This window comes from Shimia biformata (assembly GCF_016888515.1).
Lineage (GTDB): Bacteria > Pseudomonadota > Alphaproteobacteria > Rhodobacterales > Rhodobacteraceae > Shimia_A > Shimia_A biformata.
In genome coordinates this window covers 704,251-725,446 of the sequence record NZ_JAFEJK010000001.1, presented here as the reverse complement: position 1 = coordinate 725,446, position 21,196 = coordinate 704,251, and the positions used below count along the sequence as shown (strand labels likewise).

General features: G+C 61.1%; 14 protein-coding genes and 1 tRNA gene. 2 read left to right on the top strand and 13 right to left on the bottom strand.

All coding sequences use genetic code 11. The features are described 5' to 3' along the window. Nucleotides 1-27: 27 nt before the first annotated feature. The 3 genes from JQ863_RS03395 to JQ863_RS03385 are packed head-to-tail and all read right to left on the bottom strand — an operon-like array spanning nt 28 to nt 2,519. Nucleotides 28-708, bottom strand: coding sequence for a CPBP family intramembrane glutamic endopeptidase (locus JQ863_RS03395; protein WP_204112918.1), 681 nt, complete (start codon nt 706-708; stop codon nt 28-30). Nucleotides 709-753: 45 nt separating this feature from the next. After that, on the bottom strand, nt 754-1,389 hold the full coding sequence (locus JQ863_RS03390; RefSeq protein ID WP_204112917.1) for an aminotransferase class IV family protein: 636 nt from the start codon (nt 1,387-1,389) through the stop codon (nt 754-756). Beyond that, nucleotides 1,344-2,519 (bottom strand): aminodeoxychorismate synthase component I, encoded by a 1,176-nt coding sequence (locus JQ863_RS03385; protein WP_204112916.1) that lies wholly within the window; start codon nt 2,517-2,519, stop codon nt 1,344-1,346. The genes JQ863_RS03390 and JQ863_RS03385 overlap by 46 nt, the downstream gene beginning before the upstream one ends. Before the next feature lie 186 nt (nt 2,520-2,705). On the opposite strand from JQ863_RS03385, the gene carB reads away from it, so the two are divergent. Next, nucleotides 2,706-6,026 (top strand): carbamoyl-phosphate synthase large subunit, encoded by a 3,321-nt coding sequence (gene carB / locus JQ863_RS03380; RefSeq protein WP_204112915.1) that lies wholly within the window; start codon nt 2,706-2,708, stop codon nt 6,024-6,026. An 81-nt stretch (nt 6,027-6,107) separates the two neighbouring features. Here carB and speB read toward each other — a convergent pair whose 3' ends face one another. Together speB and JQ863_RS03370 are read right to left on the bottom strand one after the other, a co-directional pair. Then, a complete protein-coding gene (gene speB, locus JQ863_RS03375) occupies nt 6,108-7,076 on the bottom strand; it encodes an agmatinase (protein WP_204112914.1) in 969 nt (322 codons plus the stop codon). A gap of 33 nt (nt 7,077-7,109) precedes the next feature. Beyond that, complete coding sequence (locus tag JQ863_RS03370) at nt 7,110-8,345, bottom strand: acyl-CoA dehydrogenase family protein (RefSeq protein ID WP_204115041.1); 1,236 nt, start codon at nt 8,343-8,345, stop codon at nt 7,110-7,112. Nucleotides 8,346-8,558: 213 nt separating this feature from the next. On the opposite strand from JQ863_RS03370, the gene JQ863_RS03365 reads away from it, so the two are divergent. Further along, nucleotides 8,559-8,633: transfer RNA gene (locus JQ863_RS03365), tRNA-Gln, on the top strand. Between the two features lie 163 nt (nt 8,634-8,796). Here the strand turns inward: JQ863_RS03365 and JQ863_RS03360 are convergent. From JQ863_RS03360 to dnaN, 8 genes are all read right to left on the bottom strand, one after another. Then, nucleotides 8,797-9,273: a DUF411 domain-containing protein gene (locus tag JQ863_RS03360; RefSeq protein WP_204112913.1), complete on the bottom strand. Its 477-nt coding sequence runs from the start codon at nt 9,271-9,273 to the stop codon at nt 8,797-8,799. Between the two features lie 34 nt (nt 9,274-9,307). After that, a complete protein-coding gene (gene cueR / locus JQ863_RS03355; RefSeq protein WP_204112912.1) occupies nt 9,308-9,706 on the bottom strand; it encodes a Cu(I)-responsive transcriptional regulator in 399 nt (132 codons plus the stop codon). Between the two features lie 13 nt (nt 9,707-9,719). Next, nucleotides 9,720-12,230 carry a heavy metal translocating P-type ATPase gene (locus JQ863_RS03350; protein ID WP_204112911.1) on the bottom strand — a complete coding sequence of 837 codons (2,511 nt, stop codon included), beginning with the start codon at nt 12,228-12,230 and terminating at the stop codon, nt 9,720-9,722. Nucleotides 12,231-12,398: 168 nt separating this feature from the next. Continuing rightward, a complete protein-coding gene (locus JQ863_RS03345; RefSeq protein ID WP_204112910.1) occupies nt 12,399-15,188 on the bottom strand; it encodes a bifunctional aconitate hydratase 2/2-methylisocitrate dehydratase in 2,790 nt (929 codons plus the stop codon). A gap of 257 nt (nt 15,189-15,445) precedes the next feature. Then, nucleotides 15,446-16,327 (bottom strand): SMP-30/gluconolactonase/LRE family protein, encoded by an 882-nt coding sequence (locus JQ863_RS03340; RefSeq protein WP_204112909.1) that lies wholly within the window; start codon nt 16,325-16,327, stop codon nt 15,446-15,448. A gap of 53 nt (nt 16,328-16,380) precedes the next feature. Beyond that, nucleotides 16,381-18,798, bottom strand: coding sequence for a DNA topoisomerase (ATP-hydrolyzing) subunit B (gene gyrB, locus JQ863_RS03335; RefSeq protein WP_204112908.1), 2,418 nt, complete (start codon nt 18,796-18,798; stop codon nt 16,381-16,383). Nucleotides 18,799-18,883: 85 nt separating this feature from the next. Further along, a complete protein-coding gene (gene recF / locus JQ863_RS03330) occupies nt 18,884-19,990 on the bottom strand; it encodes a DNA replication/repair protein RecF (RefSeq protein WP_204112907.1) in 1,107 nt (368 codons plus the stop codon). Nucleotides 19,991-20,049: 59 nt separating this feature from the next. Beyond that, nucleotides 20,050-21,168, bottom strand: coding sequence for a DNA polymerase III subunit beta (gene dnaN, locus JQ863_RS03325; protein ID WP_204112906.1), 1,119 nt, complete (start codon nt 21,166-21,168; stop codon nt 20,050-20,052). Between the last annotated feature and the right edge of the window lie 28 nt (nt 21,169-21,196).

Genomic DNA, 21,196 nt, shown 5'->3' with positions numbered 1-21,196 from the left:
GTCAAGGGAGGTTGGGGCGGAACCGGCCTAAAACGGCCTGACGACGTTGCCGGAATAGAAATAGATACCCAGCCCAACGGCAAACAGAACCACTCCGGCAACCGAATGCAAAGCCAGCGCTAGAAGAAACGAGCGGCGGATTTCATAGGCCCAGGCAAAAAGCAGCCCGCCCACGAAGGTCATCACCGCCACAATCCCGCTCCAGTACATCAGGTGCGCCAACGAGAAGACGGCCGCGTTCAGAACTATTGCCTTTTTGCCGCCCGGCAGGATGCGGCCGTAGCGCCGGAAAAATAATGGCCGAAAGATCACTTCCTGCGGCAGGGCGGAAACTATCGGGTAGAACAACGCAATGACCAGCAGCATGCCGGGATTCTGCTTCAGAAGCGCAAACGCCTGACCCGGGGCAGTGGCCATGATCACCGCAAGGCACAGGCCAAGCATCAGAACGGCGAACAACAACATGTCTCTCGGCCGCACCGCGTCGAGACCGTGGCGCAGATCGTGCCAGTCAAACCCTTTGGTGACATGCAGTAGAACCAGACCGATCCCCGTCACCAGAAACAATGCAGGAAACATCCATGTCGCGGGCAGGAAAACTGCAATGGCGACCGGGGCGACCAGGTAGAAGGTCACGAACTCAGCCCATAGCCACAGGCGAGAGGCAGGGTGCAACTGGAATCCGGCAAGGGTGGCGGTGGTCGACATCCCTTTCAGCTAGGGCGCCGGGGTCTCCATTACCAGTGCGGTCATTCAGAAAACCGCGTCAATCAGACCACGAAGCGAATTCCCAAGCTTGAGGGCGGTCGCGCTGCGAAGGTCTTCGACATGCAAAAGCCCAACCTGGGCCTTGCCACTTTCGATCATCTCCCGGCGCAGAATGCCGGGCAACACGCCCGACCGCAACGGTGGTGTCACCAGCCCACGCCCCGGCAGTTCCGCAAAGACATTGGTGATCGTGCCTTCGCAGACCTCTCCACGCTGATTCAGGAACAGAACTTCGTCGATGCCCTCGGGCAGGTCGGCGCGAGTCCGGTCATAAAGCGCGCGGTTTGAGGATTTGTGCCGCAGCCACATGTCGCGCGGGTCCAGCCGTGTATCCGAGATCATCAGCCGCCAGGGGCCGCTTGGCCCCTGCCCCAATGGTGCCGAGGTAAAGGTAAATCCATCCACCCCCAACGTCAGGCGGCAACGCATCGGAACGTCCGAGGAAACTGCGACCGCAGACTGCGCCGCAGTGCGCGAATACGGAAACCCCAAAGCGCGGGCAGAACTGCACATCCGGTCAAGATGCAGCTCCAGTCGCCGCGCCCCTTCTCCGGGCCACCAACCGAAAGTTTCAATCAGTCGGGTTCCGTCTGGAACCGGGTCGCGAAACGCGCTTTCCATAGGGCCTCCTCATATTCCGACGATGCGGTCGAATCCCAGACCACCCCGCCCCCGACATTCAACGTCACCCGGTCCTTGTCGACCAACATCGTGCGGATCGCCACGTTGAACACGGACGCGCCATCCGGCGCAGCCCAGCCGATCGTACCGCAATAGATATCGCGGGCATGGGGTTCGACGTCGCGCAGCACCTCCATTGCGCGCAGCTTCGGGGCCCCTGTGATCGACCCGCAGGGGAACAGCGCGCGAAAAATCGCGTCCAGCCCCGCGTCGGGCTGCAACCTTGCCAGCACGCGCGAGGTCATTTGATGAACCGTCGCATAGGTCTCGATCTTGAACAGTTCGGGCACACGCACCGACCCCGGCACGGCAACGCGCGACAGGTCGTTGCGCAGAAGATCGACGATCATCAGGTTTTCGGCCCGGTTCTTTGGATCGGCAGCAAGGAAGGCACGGTTGGCGGCGTCCTGTTCCGCCGTTTCGCCGCGCGGCTGGGTGCCCTTCATGGGGCGCGTCTCGATCATGCCGTGAGCATCCGTGCGGAAAAACAGCTCGGGAGAGCGGCACAGGATGGCCGGTATGCCATCGGCTTCGACAAATGCCCCGTATCCGACGGTCTGACGTGCGGTCAGTAGGTCATAAAGAGCCTCTGGGTCCGCCGTGGTCGTGCCTTCCAGCGGAAAGGTCAGGTTGGCCTGATAGATATCGCCGGCACCGATCAGGTCGTGAACAGTGTTGAAGGCAGTGGCATAACGTTCGCCCGACCATAGAGCTTTCAATTCAAAATTGAGCGTGGTGTCCGCCATCGCCGGGCCGCCCTCGACCGCCTTTCGGGACGGGGGTTCCGCCGACACCCGTGGTCGCAGATTGCCCTCAGGACGGCGATACACTCCGAAACAGATCAGAGGCACCCTGCGTTCGTCCGGCATCATCGGCGCGAGGCGCGGCTCAAGTGCATAACCCATCTCGTAAGATGCGAAACCGGCGACCCAGAACCCGTCGGCGCGCGCCTGATCCAGTGCGGCCAGCGCCGGCGCAACCTGATCCACCGTGTCTGCGACGATCATCCGAACGGGCGCGGAAAACTCCGCCGCGCCGCCCCCAGGCCCCTGATCAAAACGAATCCGCAATCCATCCCCCATTTGGTCGGCCTGTTCCTATACCCCGCCCTCCCAAGCTGCAAAGCCGGATGCGGCACATGGCAACTCTTTTCCGATCCCTCTTGAACATGGGGCCGCGATGTCTATAACCCACGACAATTTGCGTATTCGGGCGACTCCCCTCCTGTCATCGCCCGCCAAAGCCTGAGGTCTGCCATGCCGAAAAGAACAGATATCCAGTCCATCATGATCATCGGGGCTGGTCCCATCGTCATTGGTCAGGCTTGCGAGTTCGACTATTCCGGGGCGCAAGCCTGTAAAGCGCTGCGCGAAGAAGGGTATCGGGTCATCCTCGTGAACTCGAACCCGGCCACGATCATGACCGACCCGGAACTGGCCGACGCCACTTACATCGAGCCGATTACGCCGGAAGTTGTCGCCAAGATCATCGAAAAGGAACGCCCCGACGCGCTGCTGCCGACCATGGGCGGGCAGACCGGGCTGAACACCTCTCTTGCACTGGAAGAAATGGGCGTTCTGGAAAAATTCGGCGTCGAGATGATCGGCGCCAAGCGCGACGCCATCGAGATGGCCGAGGACCGCAAGCTGTTCCGCGAGGCGATGGACCGGATCGGATTAGAAAACCCGCGCGCCACGATCATCACTGCACCCAAGAAGGAAAACGGTCAGGCCGACCTTGCAAAGGGCGTCGAACTGGCGCTGGAAGCACTTGAGGACATCGGCCTTCCCGCCATCATCCGCCCTGCCTTTACCCTTGGCGGCACCGGCGGCGGCGTGGCCTATAACCGCGAGGATTACATTCACTATTGCCGCACCGGTATGGATGCATCGCCGGTGAACCAGATCCTGGTCGACGAAAGTCTGCTGGGCTGGAAGGAATACGAGATGGAGGTCGTGCGCGACAAGGCCGACAACGCCATCATCGTTTGCTCGATCGAGAACGTCGACCCGATGGGCGTCCATACCGGTGACTCGATCACCGTGGCCCCTGCCTTGACGCTGACCGACAAGGAATACCAGATCATGCGCAACGGTTCGATCGCCGTGTTGCGCGAAATCGGCGTCGAGACCGGTGGGTCGAACGTGCAATGGGCGGTGAACCCCGCCGATGGCCGCATGGTGGTGATCGAGATGAACCCGCGCGTGTCGCGCTCGTCCGCACTGGCGTCAAAGGCGACCGGCTTCCCGATTGCCAAGATCGCCGCGAAACTGGCCGTGGGCTTCACTCTGGACGAGCTGGACAACGACATCACCAAGGTCACACCCGCATCGTTCGAGCCGACCATCGACTATGTCGTCACCAAGATCCCGAAATTTGCCTTCGAGAAATTCCCAGGCTCCGAACCCTATCTGACCACCGCGATGAAGTCGGTGGGCGAAGCCATGGCCATCGGTCGCACCATCCACGAATCGCTGCAAAAGGCACTGGCGTCGATGGAATCGGGCCTGACCGGGTTCGACGAGGTCGAAATCGAGGGTGCACCGGATAAGGCGGCCGTGGTCAAGGCGATCTCGAAACAGACGCCGGATCGGATGCGCACCATCGCGCAAGCGATGCGCCACGGCCTGACCGATGACGAGATCCACGGCGTCACCATGTTCGACCCGTGGTTCCTGGCCCGTATCCGAGAGATCGTCGAGGCCGAGGAAGGCGTGCGGGCAAACGGCCTGCCGTCGGATGCCGACGGCCTGCGTGACCTCAAGATGCTGGGCTTCACCGACGCCCGCCTTGCCAAACTGACCGGGTTTTCGGAATCCGACATCCGCAAGAAACGTGTCGCCGCCGGTGTTGTTGCCAGCTTCAAGCGCATCGACACTTGCGCCGCCGAATTCGAGGCGCAGACGCCCTACATGTACTCGACCTACGAAGTCCCGATGATGGGCGAGGTCGAATGTGAGGCCCGCCCCAGCGACCGCAAGAAGGTTGTCATCCTTGGTGGCGGCCCGAACCGGATCGGCCAGGGGATCGAGTTCGACTATTGCTGCTGTCACGCCTGTTTTGCGCTATCGGACGTCGGCTATGAGACCATCATGATCAACTGCAACCCCGAGACCGTGTCGACCGACTATGACACCTCGGATCGGTTGTATTTCGAGCCGCTGACTTTCGAACACGTGATGGAAATCCTGCGGGTCGAAAAGCAGAATGGCACGCTGCACGGCGTGATCGTGCAGTTCGGCGGCCAAACGCCGCTGAAACTGGCCAATGCGCTGCATGACGAGGGTATCCCGATCCTTGGCACGTCGCCGGATGCGATCGACCTTGCCGAGGACCGCGAGCGGTTCCAGGCGCTGGTCAATCAGCTTGGTCTGAAACAGCCCCATAACGGCATCGCCTCAACCGATGCAGAAGCGCTTGAGATCGCGAAGGAAATCGGCTTCCCGCTGGTGATCCGCCCGTCTTACGTTCTGGGCGGCCGCGCGATGGAAATCGTGCGCGACATGGCGCAGCTGGAACGCTATATCAATGAGGCCGTGGTGGTCTCGGGCGACAGCCCGGTCCTGCTCGACAGCTATCTTGATGGCGCCACGGAACTGGATGTCGACGCACTTTGTGATGGCGAGAACGTCCATATCTCGGGCATCATGCAGCATATTGAGGAAGCCGGCGTGCACTCGGGCGACTCGGCCTGTTCGCTGCCGCCCTACTCGCTGCCCGCCGACATCATCGCCGAGATCGAGGTGCAGACCCGCGCTCTGGCGCTGGCGCTGAATGTCGTCGGTCTGATGAACGTGCAATTCGCGGTGAAGGATGGCGATATCTACCTGATCGAGGTGAACCCGCGCGCTTCACGCACCGTTCCCTTCGTTGCCAAAGCCACCGACAGCGCCATCGCGTCGATCGCCGCGCGTCTGATGGCCGGGGAACCCTTGTCGACCTTCCCGATGCGCCCCTCCTACAAGGACGTGGACGACACCAAGATCGCCGACATGATGACGCTGGTCGACCCCAACATGCCGTGGTTCTCGGTTAAGGAAGCGGTCCTGCCCTTTGCCCGCTTCCCCGGTGTGGACACGATCCTTGGCCCCGAAATGCGATCAACCGGCGAGGTCATGGGCTGGGACCGCTCGTTTGCGCGCGCCTTCCTCAAGGCGCAGATGGGCGCGGGCATGGACCTGCCGACCGAGGGCAAGGCATTCATCTCGATCAAGGATGCCGACAAGACGCCGATGATGCTGGACGCGGCCCAGATCCTGACCGGACTTGGCTTTTCGCTGGTAGCGACACGCGGCACCCAAGGCTGGCTGGCTGAAAATGGCGTGGCCTGCGAGGTGGTGAACAAGGTTTATGAAGGCCGCCCCAACATTGTCGACATGCTGAAGAACGGCGACGTGAACCTTGTGATGAACACCACCGAGGGTGCGCAGGCGGTCGAGGACAGCCGCGAAATCCGCTCGGTCGCTCTGTTCGACAAGATCCCCTATTACACCACCGCGGCCGCAAGCCACGCCGCTGCGCTTGCTATGAAAGCGCGCGAGGAAGGGGAGTTGGAAGTGCGGTCGCTGCAGGGGTAAGCCCCACACAACACAACAAAAAAGAACAGGCGCCCCGGTCAGGTGGCGCCTGTTTTCGTTTCGGCCATTCTCGGTTTTTGCTTACCCTCGCGCACCCTTGTTCCACGCCGCAAGGCACAGCATTTCGGTTGCGATCATCGCGGCGGCATTCGCGGTCATCTCGGCATGGTCGAACGGAGGCGACACCTCGACAACGTCCATACCGACGAATTCGACGCCCTTCAGCGCCCGCAGGATCGACAGCGCCTGAAAGGATGACATGCCACCCGGCACCGGTGTCCCAGTGCCCGGCGCGAAAGCAGGGTCGAGGAAATCGATGTCGAAAGTCAGATAACTGGGCTTCCCACCCGTCACGTCACGCACGATTTCGGCGATCTCGCTGGCCGGGGTTTCATGCACCTTGTCGGCATGGATCACGGCCATGCCATAGGATTCCTCGTCCTTGTAGCAGGTCCGAATGCCGATCTGCACCGACCGCGCCGGGTCGATGATGCCCTCGCGGATGGCGATGTTGAACATGGTGCCGTGGTCGATCCGATCACCCTCTTCCGGTTCGACATCGCGGTGGGCGTCGAACTGCACCAGACCAATCGGCCCTTGTTTCGCGGCATATGCCTTGAGGATCGGGTAGGTGATGAAGTGGTCCCCACCCAGTACCAGCGTCGACGCGCCACCTTCGATGATGCGAGCGATATGCGCCTCAATTGCTGCCGGGATCTCATGCGGACGACCGTGGTCGAACAGACAGTCACCATAGTCAGTGACCGCCAATGTATCGAACGGATCAAATCCCCAGGGCCAGACTGGGCCCCAGGCGTGCTGGGCAGTGGCCTGCCGGATCGCCTGTGGCCCGAGCCGTGTGCCGGGCCGGTTGGTCACGGCCAGATCATAGGGGATGCCGGTCACGGCGACATCCACACCGGTCAGATCCTTGGTGTAACGCCGCCGCTGGAAGCTGAGCGCGCCAGCATAGCTGGCTTCGATATGGCTTCCCATCAGGCTTTTGCGCATGAAGGCAGCGTCTGGAATGTCACCGTGATCGTCGACCATATCGGTTGCTCCTTGCTCTGGGTACCGTGCGCCTCAGACCTTTTGCTGGGTGTGTTTCTTCAACTCGGCACGTGCCACCTGACGGCGATGCACCGCATCCGGCCCGTCGGCCAAACGCAGGGTCCGCACGTGGGTCCACATCTTGGCCAGCGGCGTGTCTTGGCTGATGCCGGTGCCACCGTGCATTTGCACGGCCTCGTCGATCACCTTCAGCGCGACCTGCGGCGCCATCACCTTGATCTGGCTGATCCAGGGCGCAGCGGCGCGGGCGTCACCCTGATCCATGTACCACGCCGTCTTCAGGCACAGAAGGCGGACCATCTCGATCTCCATCCGGCAGTTGGCGATGATGTCATAGTTCGCCCCCAGATGCGCGATCGGCTTGCCGAATGCCTCGCGGTCCAGCGCGCGGCGGCACATCTGTTCCAGCGCGGCCTCGGCCTGACCAATGGCGCGCATGCAGTGGTGGATGCGGCCCGGCCCAAGACGGCCCTGCGCGATCTCAAATCCGCGCCCCTCGCCCAGAAGAATGTTCGAGGCTGGCACGCGGACATTGGTAAAGCGCATATGCATGTGACCATGCGGAGCGTCATCGTGGCCGTAGACCTCCATCGGGCGCAACACTTCGATCCCGTCTGTACCAGCGGGCACCACGATCATCGAGTGCCGCTGGTGTTTGGGCGTGTCCTCATCCCCGGTCTTGACCATCACGATATAGACCTTGCAACGCGGGTCGCCCGCGCCCGAGGACCAGTATTTCTCGCCGTTGAGGACATAGTCGTCGCCGTCGCGCACACAGGACATCGAAATGTTGGTCGCATCTGACGAGGCCACGTCTGGCTCGGTCATCAGATATGCTGAGCGGATGTCACCGTTGAGCAGGGGTTTTAGCCAGCGTTCCTTCATCTCGGCATTGCCGTAACGCTCGAACACTTCCATGTTGCCGGTATCGGGCGCGGAACAGTTGAACACCTCGGCCCCCAGAGGGGTTTTGCCCATCTCTTCGGCGAAATAGGCGTATTCCACCGTGGTAAGGCCCAGCCCCTTGTCGCTGTCGGTTAGCCAGAAGTTCCACAGCCCACGATCACGCGCCCTGGCTTTCAGCCCTTCGAGAATCTCGGCCTGCCGCGGGGTATAGGTCCAGCGGTCGCCCTTTGCGATCTCGGCGTGATACTCATCCTCCAGCGGCATGATCTCATCGCGGATCATGCCTTTCACTTGCTCCAGAAGCGCGGCAATTTCGGGTCGCATTCCAAGGTTCATAGGTATCTCCTCCCTCCGGGCGCACTGGCCCGCATATCCGTCTTGTGGGACAGCATGACCCGCGCCAACACCGGTTGTCCACGAAAAGCCCCGCCAAGTGACGTGGGGTCGCTTTACCCGACATGGCACCGCCAACTGCGACGATGACGACTTGGCTCAAAAAAGTGCGATTCAGGTCTTGCACAGGGCCAACAGGCAAAGTAATTAGCCGCTCACCGTTGGGGTGTAGCCAAGTGGTAAGGCAGCGGTTTTTGGTACCGTGTATCGTAGGTTCGAATCCTACCACCCCAGCCATCTTCCTTCAGATCAACAGAACAAGACGTCGGGTCGCTCTTGTGCGTCGCATATGCCCGTTTGGACCTGGAGCCCGCATGAGTTACGGGCGGTGCAGCATGTCTGGCCGTGAGGGGCGGGGGCATGGCGCGCGTTTGCTGCGCCACCCCCCCATGGCTGCAGGTTAGGCCGCAGCGTAGCGCGCGAAGATCTCGGTCGAACCATCTGCGCGGAACAGGATGACGTCATATGCCTCACGCTCGTCCTCGGGGCCCATGCCCGGTGCGCCATAGGGCATGCCCGGCACTGCCAGGCCCAGAGCGTCGGGGCGCGTCTCCAGCAGGCGTTTCACATCCGCAGCGGGAACGTGACCTTCGATCAGATAGCCGTCGATTGTCGCGGTATGGCACGAGGCCAGGTCTTCGGTGATCCCGGATCTTTGCTTGTGCTGGTAAAGCGTTTCGTTGGGTACATTTTCGACACTGACGTCGAACCCGGCGATTTTCATCGTCTTGACCCAGGACCCGCAGCATCCACAGCTTGGATCCTTGAGGACATGCATCTGGTTGGGGCTGGCGGCCAGTACCGGAAAGGATGCTGTCGCGGCTAGCGCTGCGGCCCCGAACAGGATGTTTCGGCGATTGGGATGGGCCAGTGTCATGGTATCTTCCTTTGATGTGTCATTCGTCTGCCCGTCACCTTCGGATCGGGGCTTGTTCAAGGTTGTCCAGGATCGGGCAATCGGGCCGGTCATCCCCGGCACATTGGTCGATCAGGTGGGACAACGTCGCGCGCATGGTCTGAAGATCGGCGATCTTGGCGTCGATCTCTTGCAGATTGTGCCGCGCCACACGCTTCACATCGGCGCTGGCGCGGGTCTTGTCATTGTATAGCTCAAGCAGAGTGCGGCAGTCCTCGATGGTAAAGCCCAGCGACCGGGCACGTCCGATGAACGCCAGCTTGTGCAGGTCGGTTTCATCAAAGTCCCGGTAGCCGTTTGGTCGGCGGTCGGGCTTGATGAAGCCAATCTCCTCGTAATAGCGGATTGTCTTGGGGGGCACCCCGGAACGCTCTGCGACATCGCTGATATTCATATTAAAGACCTTTCTATTCCGCCGGTTCCGGGGTTGGGGCTTGTACGGCCGTGCGCCTGTTGGTCTCAGGCTTTGTCAATGCCTGGCGCACCCACCTCAGGCGCAGCGCGTTGGACAGGACAAAGACGCTGGACAAGGCCATGGCGCCCGCCGCCAGAACCGGCGACAGAAGCGGGCCACCGAAGGGGTACAGGACACCCGCGGCAACCGGGATCAGCAGGACGTTGTAGCCAAACGCCCAAAACAGGTTTTGACGGATGTTGCGCATGGTCCGGGCGGACAGGTCAAAGGCATTCACCACCCCCGTCAAGTCACCCGACATCAACACCACATCCGCCGCTTCGATGGCAACATCCGTTCCGGTGCCGATGGCAATACCAATGTCAGCGGCCGCAAGCGCCGGAGCGTCATTGATACCGTCGCCAACAAAGGCCAGCTTGCCATGATCCTTCCGCAGCTGATCCAACGCGGCAACTTTGCCATCTGGCAGCACTGCGGCGACGACGTGGTCGATGCCCAGTTCACCGGCGATGACCTGCGCGGTTTGCGCATTGTCGCCGGTGATCATAGCAACCTTCAGGCCCTGGTCATGCAACGCCTTGATTGCCGCCGGGGTGGTCGGTTTGATCGGGTCGCTTACCGCAATCACTGCAGCGATCCGGCCCTCCACGGCTGCGAATAGCGGCGTGCGACCCCGTCCAGCCAGGTCTTGCGCCTTGGCTGCGAGGTCAGACATATCCACCCCCTCGCGCGCCATTAGGCGGTCCGCGCCGACCAGCACCTGTTTGCCCTCCACGTCAGCACGCGCACCAAACCCGGTGATCGAGGTAAAACCCGACGCCTTGGGAACGGTCAGTCCGCGCTGGGTGGCGGCGGCGACAATCGCTTCGGCAATGGGGTGTTCCGACGCCTGTTCAACACCGGCAACAAGCCGCAGAAGTTCAGTCTCATCCACGCCGGGGGCCACCACGAGGTCGGTCAAAGCAGGTCGTCCGGCAGTCAACGTGCCGGTTTTGTCAAAGGCCACGACATTGCAGTCCTGAAGCGTCTGCAGTGCGTCGCCCTTACGGAACAGGACGCCCATCTCGGCCGCACGTCCAGTGCCCACCATGATCGAGGTCGGTGTTGCCAACCCCATCGCGCAGGGACAGGCGATGATCAGGACCGAAACCCCCGCCACCAGTGCAAGGCTGATCGCTGGATCGGGACCAAAGAAGAACCACACCGCAACCGTCAGCACCGCAGCAACAAGGACAGCCGGGACAAACCAGCGGGTGATTTGATCGACCACTCCTTGGATCGGCAGCTTGGCGCCCTGTGCCTGTTCGACCATCCGGATGATCTGCGCCAGCATTGTATCACGCCCTACCCTCTCGGCGCGGAATACCAATGCCCCGGCACCGTTGACCGTGGCGCCCACAACTTGCGCGCCCTCGGTTTTTTCCACGGGGGCGGGTTCGCCGGTGATCATGCTTTCATCGACATAGGATGCACCCGAGACGACGACGCCATCGACGGCAATCTTTTCTCCGGGCCGGACATGCACGATATCGCCCGCAACGATGTCTTCGATGGGGCGCTCAATCACCTTGCCGTCACGCTCGACGCGCGCGGTCTTGGCCTGTAGCCCGACCAGCTTGCGGATCGCCTCTCCAGTGCGGCCCTTGGCGCGCGCTTCAAGCAAGCGCCCCAGCAGGATCAGGACCACGATGACCGCAGCGGCCTCGTAATAGACATTGGCGGTGCCCTCTGGCAAAAGGCCCGGCGCGAAGGTCGAGATCAGCGAAAAGCCATAGGCCGCGGACGTCCCCAGCGCGACAAGTGAGTTCATATCCGGCGCCCCCCTGAATAGGGCCGGGAACCCCTTGGAATAGAACTGGCGCCCCGGTCCGATCAGAACAAGCGTCGTCAGTACGAATTGGAGATAGAAACTGGCCTGCTGCCCTATGGTTGCCATCACGACATGATGCAGCGCAGGGATCAGGTGGCTTCCCATCTCGATCACAAAAACCGGGAGCGTCAGCACGGCGGCGAATAAAGTGCGGCGGGCGAGGTCGGCAATCTCTTCCGCCTTTCGGCTGTCGGTGTCGTCAATCTCGGCCGACTTCACTCGTGCCGGATAACCCGCTGCCGTCGCCAGGGCTGCGATATCTGCCGGGGTGGTGGTTCCGCTGGCGAATCGCACGGTGGCGGCTTCGGTCGCCAGGTTCACGCTGGCCGACACCACGCCATTTCCCGCCTGCAGCGCCCGTTCGACCCGTCCAACGCAGGATGCGCAGGTCATGTTTTCGACATCGAGTATGACTTCGTCCGTGACCGCAGGATAACCCGCAACCCGCAGCACATCGACCAGCGCAGAAGCCGTGGTTGCGTCGCTGTAACTGACCTGCGCCGTGGCATTGGCCAGGTTCACAGACGCGCTTTCGACCCCTTCCGCTGCGTTCAGGGCGCGCTCAACGCGGCCTGCGCAACCTGCGCAACTCATGCCTTCGATCTGGAACCGCAAATTATGGGACTGCGCCATGACATCACCTATCTGACCGCCCGGTTTCACGACCGGACAAGGTCTAGATAAGGGTTCCAGCAACTGGAAGGTCAAGGACAGGTGTGGAATTTTTTGTCGCACATGAAAAAAGCGGCGGCCCAATCGGGGGCCGCCGCCTGTCGCGTGCAATGAATCGTCGAGGTTGGATCAGAAGTGAACCGACCGCGCTGCCGGATTCTTTTCAAGCGGCGGGGCGAACTTGGTCAGATCGATCCCCTCAACCGCGCCCTTGTATTCCTCAAGCGTCGGTGTACGGCCCAGGATGGCCGACAGAACCACAACCGGGGTCGACCCCAACAACGATTCGCCCTTCTTGTCAGGCGCGTCCGCCACAACACGCCCCTGGAACAGACGGGTCGAAGTGGCCAGCACCGTGTCGCCTTTTGCAGCCTTTTCCTGGTTGCCCATGCACAGGTTGCAGCCCGGACGTTCGAGATAGAGGATATTCTCATACTCGGTCCGCGCCTTGGTCTTGGGTGCCAGGTCGTCGAACTCGAAGCCCGAGTATTTCTCTAGCACTTCCCAGTCACCCTCGGCCTTCAACTCGTCGATGATGTTGTAGGTCGGCGCCGCGACAACCAGCGGTGCCTTGAACTCGACCTTGCCCTGCATCTTCTCGATGTTCTTCAGCATCTGGGCGACGATCTTGATGTCTCCCTTGTGCACCATACACGAACCGACAAAGCCAAGGTCCACTTTCTTCTCGGCATTATAATACGAGATCGGGCGGATCGTGTCGTGGGTGTAGCGCTTGGAAACATCCGCGTTGTTCACATCCGGGTCGGCGATCATCGGCTCGTCGATCAGGTCAAGGTCGACCACCACTTCGGCGGCGTATTTGGCATCCGCGTCCGGTGTCAGCGCCGGCTTTGCCCCCGACTTGATCTCGGCGATGCGCGCGTCCGCCTTGTCGATCAGGCGTTGCAGCATGCCGTTGTCATGCTCCATTCCCTTGTCGATCATGATCTGAATGCGCGCTTTGGCCAGTTCCAGCGAGCCGATCAGGGTTTCGTCGTTCGAAATACAGATCGACGCCTTGGCCTTCATTTCGGCCGTCCAGTCGGTGAACGTAAAGGCCTGGTCGGCAAGAAGCGTGCCGATATGCACCTCGATCACGCGGCCCTGGAAGACGTTATCGCCATGCTGTTGCAGCATTTGCGCCTGGGTTGCATGGACCACATCGCGGAAGTCCATGTGATCCTTCATGGCCCCTTTGAACGTCACCTTCACCGATTCCGGGATCGGCATGGAGGCCTCACCCGTCGCCAGAGCAAGCGCCACTGTGCCAGAATCGGCACCAAAGGCCACGCCCTTGGACATACGGGTGTGGCTGTCGCCGCCGATGATGATGTCCCAATCAGACACCGTGATATCGTTCAGAACCTTGTGGATCACGTCGGTCATCGAGTGATAGACACCCTTCGGGTCCCGGCCGGTCACAAGACCAAAATCGTTCATAAACTTCATCAGTTTGGGTGTGTTGGCCTGCGCCTTGAGGTCCCAAACGGACGCGGTGTGGCAACCCGACTGATACGCGCCATCGACGCTGGGCGACAGAACAGTCGCCGCCATCGCCTCGAGTTCTTGCGCGGTCATCGGACCTGTGGTGTCCTGCGAACCGACGATATTCACGCGCACGCGCACATCCGATCCGGCATGCAGGGTTTTGCCCTCGGCAACACCCAACGCATTGGCGTTGAAGATCTTTTCGACGGCCGTCAGGCCCTGACCCTCGTGCGTCACTTCCTTGGACGGGGCAAATACGAGAGGCGCTTCGACACCCAGGGTTTCGGCGGCGAAGGATTGCAGCTTCTTGCCGAAGACAATGGCATAGGACCCGCCAGCCTTCATGAACTCCATCTTCTGTGGATTGAAAGCCGAAGAAACATCGACCAGTTCGTCGCCGTCTTCGCTGAGAAGCTTCTTGTCCTTGGTGTTGATCTTCAGGACTGTGCCGGTGGCGACAGAATATTTCTGTTCCAGAACCGGGTTGCCATCGTTGTTCAGGATGACCTTGCCGTCTTCATCGACTTTCTTGACCCAGTTTTTCAGGTCCAGACCGATGCCGCCGGTCACGCCAACGGTGGTCAGGAAGATCGGCGAGATGCCGTTGGTCCCGGCGACAATCGGGGCAAAGTTCACGAAAGGTACGTAGGGGCTGGTCGGCTTACCCGTCCACAGCGCCACGTTGTTCACGCCGGACATACGCGACGATCCCACGCCCATCGTGCCTTTTTCCGCGATCAGCATGATCTGCTTGCCGGGGTGCTGCAGTTTCAGCGCCTCGATTTCCTTCTGCGCCTCCTCCGAGATGAAGCATTTGCCGTGCAGTTCGCGGTCGGCGCGCGAATGTGCCTCGGCACCGGGCGACAGCAGGTCGGTCGAAATGTCGCCCTCGGCTGCGATATAGGTGACGACTTCGATCTCTTCGTCAATGTCGGGCAGTTTGGTAAAGAATTCTGCCTGCGCGTAGCTTTCCAGCAACTCCTTGGCAACAGCGTTACCGGCCTCATATGCCGTCTTCAGGCGGTCGGTGTCGGCGTCATAAAGGAAAACCTGGGTTTTGAGAACGTCGGCCGCTTGCACAGCAATTGCCGCGTCTTCACCCAGAGCGAGGTCAAGAAGCACGCGTACCGACGGGCCGCCTTTCATGTGCGACAGCAGCTCAAACGCAAACTCGGGCGTGATCTCGGCAACGGTTTCCTGCCCGAGGATGATCTCTTTCAGGAACTCCGCCTTTACACCCGCGGCGCTCGTGGTGCCCGGCAGGGTGTTATAGATGAAATGCTGCAGCGAGTCGTCGCGGTGCGCATTGGCCGGATCCTTGATCTGGGCGATCAGCTCGGCAACCAGCGCGCCATCATCGATGGGCTTGGGGTGCAATCCCTGTTCCTTGCGAGTCGCGATCTCGGCGAGGTAATCTGAGTAGAGGCTCATGGCATATCCTTGAAAACAGTGGACAAAAAGCCCGATCGCCGGATCGCAATTCTTTGTGCGACGCGCCTTTCAAGCTCGTTGTATGCCGTGGTATACTAAGGCGGCAGAATGTTCAAGCCGCCCAATGCTGCAAGAACGAAGTATCAATCGCTCAAAGGCTTGTCATGAAGGCATTTGGCCACAGGCGGATCGCCATGGCGACCTGGCAGAACACCCTGTTATCGCATTAGGGTCAGCCCCAACACGTCGGGCATCCGTCAGCCCGCAAACCGGACCTGCGGCACCCCTTTCACGCCCAGGCCTGTAATGGCAAATAGGCTTCCCGCTTCGGACTGTTTCTGCGCATCTGTCATTCCCTGACTGTGAGACGTGACGAACAGCACGTCCAGATCCGCGCCGCCGAATTGAGGTTTCGTAGGGTTTTGGATCGGCATATCGATGGTCAACAGCACATCGCCATCAGGTGAAATCCGATAAATTTGCCACCCCGACACGCCGGCCATCCAATAGCACCCATCAGCGTCGACCGTGCCGCCGTCGGGCCGACCAGCGACGGTTCTGGTGTCCAGGAACACGCGGTCGTTTCCCGGCGTGCCGGTGCAGGCATCATAGTCACAAGCCCAGATTGTCTGAACATCCGGGTTGCTGTCGGCAAAATACATGCGCCGCCCGTCCGGTGAAAACGCCAGGCCATTGGTCATGAAAATCGCGTCCCGCCACGCAAGAAGGTTCAGGTCCGCGTCGAGGCGGTAAAAGGTTCCTGCCGGAATGGCATCACCAATTTTGCCGACGCTGCCCACCCAGAACCGACCTTGCCGGTCAGTGCAGCCGTCATTGAAGCGGTTGTCCGGCAAATGCGCTTCGGGGGACGCAACCAGCGCGCGATGCCCCGTGTCAGGATCAAACAACCAGAACCCCGATTTCGCCGCAACGACCAGCCCGCCCAAGTCACGGCGCGCAATGCATCCCACCGGCTCACCGAAATCAAAGGTCTCGTTCAGACCGGACACCGGATCGAAGCGATGTATGAGCCCCGCGATGATATCGACCCACCACAGGCGCTGGTCCCCCACGTCCCAGACCGCGCCCTCGCCCAGTTTGCTGCGCGTCGCCGCGGCCAGTTCAATCTGATAGCCCATTTTGCTCCTATGCTTCGGTTGCGTCAGGAAAACAAAACCGGGCCGACGCGCACTCAGAAGTCGAGGTTTTCGACGCTGAGTGCGTTTTTCTGGATGAACTCGCGGCGCGGTTCGACCACGTCGCCCATCAGCTTGGTGAACAGGTCGTCCGCCTCGGCCATGTCATCGACCTTGACCTGCAACAGCGTGCGGGCATCCGGGTCCAACGTGGTTTCCCACAGCTGGTCGGGGTTCATCTCGCCCAGACCCTTGTAACGTTGCAGCGTCAGGCCCTTCTCACCTTCCGACAGGATTGCCTTCAAAAGGTCCAGCGGTCCGAAGATCAGCTGGCTGCGGTCCTTGCGGATCAGCGTCGCTGGCTGGCCATAGACCTCTTGCAGCGACTGGGTGAAGCTGCCCGCCTTGTGTGCCTCGCCCGAGCGCAGCATCGGTCCGTCCAGCGTGCGCACCTCTTCTACGCCACGCAGGATACGCGCAAGCCGGATGCCATGGTCCTGCGTGATCCGCCCCTGCCAGCCGCGTTCGTATTCCAACGCGATCAGGTCCAGACGTTGCGCCACCTTGTCGGCCACGCCTTGCAGATCGGCATCCACGGCGCCGGGCACAAACGCCCCGGCAATCGCCGCCTGTTCCAGGATGTGGCGTGGGTAATGGGTCGGAAACGCCTCGATTACCCGCTTCAATTGCCGTGCTTCGGTGACAACGCGCATCAGGTCGGCGCCCAGGATTTCCTCGCCGGATCCAAGCCGCAGAACCGCACCGTCGATCCCCTGTTCGACAAGGTAATCGTCCAGCGCCGCCTGGTCTTTCAGGTAGACCTCGGACTTGCCCCGGCTGACCTTGTAAAGCGGCGGTTGCGCGATATAGAGATGCCCGCGCTCAATCAGTTCCGGCATCTGACGATAAAAGAACGTCAGAAGCAGGGTGCGGATATGCGCACCATCGACGTCCGCATCCGTCATGATGACGATCTTGTGGTAACGCAACTTCGAGATGTCGAACTCGTCCCTGCCGATCCCGGTTCCCAGCGCCATCACGAGGTTGCCAATCTCCTGGCTGCCCAGCATCCGGTCAAAGCGCGCACGTTCGACGTTCAGGATCTTGCCGCGCAGGGGCAAGATCGCCTGCGTCTGCCGGTCGCGCCCGGTCTGAGCCGACCCACCCGCCGAGTCACCCTCTACCAGGAAGACTTCGGTCTTGGAGGGATCTTTCTCAGAGCAATCCTTGAGTTTTCCGGCAAGGAAGTTCACGTCCATCGGGTTTTTGCGCCGGGTCAACTCTCGCGCCTTGCGTGCTGCTTCGCGCGCACGAGCGGCCTCGATGATCTTTCCGACGATCATGCGGGCCTCGTTCGGGTTTTCCTCGAACCATTCTGACAGTTTCTCACCGACTAGGTTCTCGACCGCCGGGCGCACTTCGGAACTGACCAGCTTGTCCTTTGTCTGCGAGCTGAACTTCGGGTCGGGCACCTTGACCGACAACACGCAGGTCAGGCCTTCGCGGGCGTCGTCGCCGGTGAAGTTGACCTTCTCTTTCTTCGCAATCCCGCTTTCCTGGGCGTATTTCTGGATCGTCCGCGTCAGCGCGCCCCGGAAACCGGCCAGGTGGGTGCCTCCGTCACGCTGGGGAATGTTGTTGGTGAACGGCAGCACGGTCTCGTGATAGCTGTCGTTCCACCACATCGCGACCTCGACACCTATCTCGTCACGCTCACCGATCACATAGATCGGGTCTGGCATCATCGAGGTCTTGTGACGATCGACGTATTTGACGAATTCCTTGACCCCACCGTCATAGTAAAGCTCGGTCCGCAGAGGTTCGGCGGGGCGCTCATCCTCAAGGATGATGCGCACGCCCGAGTTCAGAAAAGCCAGTTCGCGCAGGCGCTTCTCCAGCGTTTCGAACGAGTAGTCGAGGTTCGAGAACGTGTCCGTCGAGGCCAGGAATCTCACTTCGGTTCCGGTTTCACCCGCGGCATCGCCGACAATGCGCAGATGCTCGGTTGTTTCACCGTGTTCGAACTTGGCGTAATGCTCTTTGCCATTGCGCCAGACCCGAAGCTCCAGCCAGACCGACAGCGCGTTGACCACTGACACGCCCACGCCATGCAGACCGCCCGACACCTTGTAAGAGTTGCTGTCGAACTTCCCGCCGGCATGCAGCTGGGTCATGATGACCTCGGCGGCGCTGACGCCCTCTTCGGGGTGCATGTCGACGGGAATACCACGCCCGTTGTCACGCACGGAAATGCTGTCGTCGGCGTGAATCTTGACGTGAACATAGTCGGCGTGACCGGCCAGCGCCTCGTCAATGCCGTTATCGACCACCTCATAAACCATGTGGTGCAGGCCCGACCCGTCATCGGTATCCCCGATATACATGCCCGGACGCTTGCGAACAGCCTCCAAACCCTTGAGAACCTTAATTGAATCCGCGCCATATGCGTTCGGATCCTGCGCGTTGTCTGCCATGGAAAGACGTCCCCTTGTTCTTGCTGATTATATACCGGGTCAGCAGGGGGATGTCACGCGGATCGGGGCGGAAATTCGCCCGATTTCAGGCCTCGACGATTGCCGATTCCCCACCGCGTTCCGAGACTTCAACATATTGCGCCCGTTCGCCCAGCGCCTCGAACAGCCCGGGTTCAGTCCCGGTCATCCACGCTTGCGCGCCCAAGGCGCAGATCTCATCGTAAAGCGCGGCGCGACGGTTCACATCCAGATGTGCCGCAACCTCGTCCAGCAATAACAATGGCGGCGCGCCGAACTCGTTCGCCAATGCCCTGCCATTGGCGAGGATCAGTGAGATCAGCAGCGCCTTCTGTTCCCCGGTCGAACAATCTCGTGCAGGCACACCTTTGGCGGCGAACACCGCGCCCAGATCGGCCCGATGCGGCCCCGCCAGCGCCCGCCCCGCCGCCAGATCGCGCGGGCGGCTTTCGGCAAAGACGTCGTGAAACTCGGCCTCGGTGGTTGCAAGCGGGCTGTCGTCGGGTGCATCCAGCGACAGGTCCGCGACGGGAAAGGAGGTCTCGGCCCCGGATTGAGCGGCGCGCAGGAAAGTGACGGTTTCGACCCGATGATGCTGAATTGCCGCCGCCGCCACCGCCATCTGCGCCTCAAGCGCGTCATACCAGAACGGATCGCGCACCTGATCCTTGAGCAACCTGTTCCGCTCTCGCATCGCCTTTTCATAGGCCAGCGACACCTCGGCATGTCCGGGAAAGAAGGACAGCGCCATACGGTCGAGAAACCGTCGCCGCCCCTCGGCACCTTCGATCCACAAGCGATCCATCGCCGGGATCAGCCACAGCACCCGTGCGATCCGCCCCAGCGCCACCTGCGCCGCGGCCTTGCCGTCAATGCGGACCTGACGCGCGGCACCACCCTCGGACCAGATTTCGACCTCGTGAACCTGCCCAAGCGAATGCAATTCGCCAGTAACCTTCCAGCCGATCGCCTCGGGCCGCCGTGTCATCTCGGCGGCGCTGGACCGTCGCAGCCCGCGCCCGGGTGAAAACAACGACACCGCCTCAAGGATATTGGTCTTGCCGGCGCCATTGGCGCCATAAATGGCCACGGGTCTCGCGTCCACGGAAAGACGCGCCTTCCGATGCGACCGGAAATGCGACAGGGTCAGGTTGGTGAGGTGAAGCCCCGTCACACCGCCCCCTTCTTTCTTGTCACAAATACTCGCGCGCGCAGCGCACCGGTGTCAGCCGGTCAAACACGCATCGGCATCACGACATAGACCGCCGTGGTATCATTGCCTTCGCGCATTAGTGTCGGGTCACCGGCCGAGTTGAACATGAACACCGCGTTCTCGCGATCAACCTGGCTGGCAATTTCCAACAGGTATTTCGCGTTGAACCCAATCTCCAACCGCTCGTCACCATAGGCCACCGCCAGTTCTTCCTCGGCAGCACCGCTGTCTGGCGCGTTTACCGACAGGACCAGCCGGTCCTCGTCCAACGCCAGTTTCACGGCGCGGCTGCGCTCGGACGAAACAGTGGCCACCCGGTCGACGGCCTGCGCGAATTCAGCCGCGTCAACTTCCAGCTTGCGGGTGTTACCAGCAGGGATCACGCGGGTGTAGTCAGGGAAGGTACCGTCGATCACCTTGGACGTCAGGGTAATGTCGGGTGTCGCAAACCGCACCTTGGTTTCGCTGACCGAAACAGCGATCTGCATGTCGTCGTCATCCAGAAGCTTTCGCAATTCACCAACGGTCTTGCGCGGCACGATCACGCCGGGCATGTCGGCGGCACCGGACGGCAGGTCGGCATCAATCCGGGCCAGACGGTGGCCGTCGGTCGCGACGCAGCGCAGCACCTTGCCGCCATCTGCGTCGGACACATGCATATAGACGCCGTTCAGGTAATACCTTGTTTCCTCTGTGGAAATCGCGAACTTCGACTTGTCGAACAGGCGCCGCAGCACCGGGGCCGGGGCAGAGAAGTTAGAAGCATATTCCGACGAGGCCATGACCGGGAAGTCCTCTTTCGGCAGGGTCGCCAGCGAAAAGTTCGAGCGCCCCGCCTCAACCGTCAGTCGCCCAGAGGCACCGTCGTCGGTCAGCGTCACAAGCGCACCGTCGGGCAGCTTGCGCACAATCTCATGAAGGGTGGTGGCGGCAACAGTGGTCGCTCCGGCGCGTTCGACCTGTGCGGGTGCCTTGTCAACCACCTCGATATCCAGGTCGGTGGCGCGGAACTGGACGGTGTCGCCCTCGGCTTCGATCAGGACGTTCGCCAGGATCGGAATGGTATTGCGGCGTTCGACAACCGACTGTGCCTGGGACACGGCCTTGAGCAATGTGCCGCGTTCGATGCTGATCTTCATCCCACTATCCTCCGCCAGTGCCGGGAGA

Bases quoted from the DNA above. Each gene is read 5' to 3' on its own strand.
- JQ863_RS03360 (WP_204112913.1), bottom strand. From the start codon at position 9,273: ATGACACTGGCCCATCCCAATCGCCGAAACATCCTGTTCGGGGCCGCA.
- speB (WP_204112914.1), bottom strand. From the start codon at position 7,076: ATGGTCGACGATCACGGTGACATTCCAGACGCTGCCTTCATGCGCAAA.
- JQ863_RS03345 (WP_204112910.1), bottom strand. From the start codon at position 15,188: ATGAGCCTCTACTCAGATTACCTCGCCGAGATCGCGACTCGCAAGGAA.
- JQ863_RS03395 (WP_204112918.1), bottom strand. From the start codon at position 708: ATGTCGACCACCGCCACCCTTGCCGGATTCCAGTTGCACCCTGCCTCT.
- dnaN (WP_204112906.1), bottom strand. From the start codon at position 21,168: ATGAAGATCAGCATCGAACGCGGCACATTGCTCAAGGCCGTGTCCCAG.
- JQ863_RS03390 (WP_204112917.1), bottom strand. From the start codon at position 1,389: ATGGAAAGCGCGTTTCGCGACCCGGTTCCAGACGGAACCCGACTGATT.
- cueR (WP_204112912.1), bottom strand. From the start codon at position 9,706: ATGAATATCAGCGATGTCGCAGAGCGTTCCGGGGTGCCCCCCAAGACA.
- JQ863_RS03350 (WP_204112911.1), bottom strand. From the start codon at position 12,230: ATGGCGCAGTCCCATAATTTGCGGTTCCAGATCGAAGGCATGAGTTGC.
- JQ863_RS03340 (WP_204112909.1), bottom strand. From the start codon at position 16,327: ATGGGCTATCAGATTGAACTGGCCGCGGCGACGCGCAGCAAACTGGGC.
- carB (WP_204112915.1), top strand. From the start codon at position 2,706: ATGCCGAAAAGAACAGATATCCAGTCCATCATGATCATCGGGGCTGGT.
- gyrB (WP_204112908.1), bottom strand. From the start codon at position 18,798: ATGGCAGACAACGCGCAGGATCCGAACGCATATGGCGCGGATTCAATT.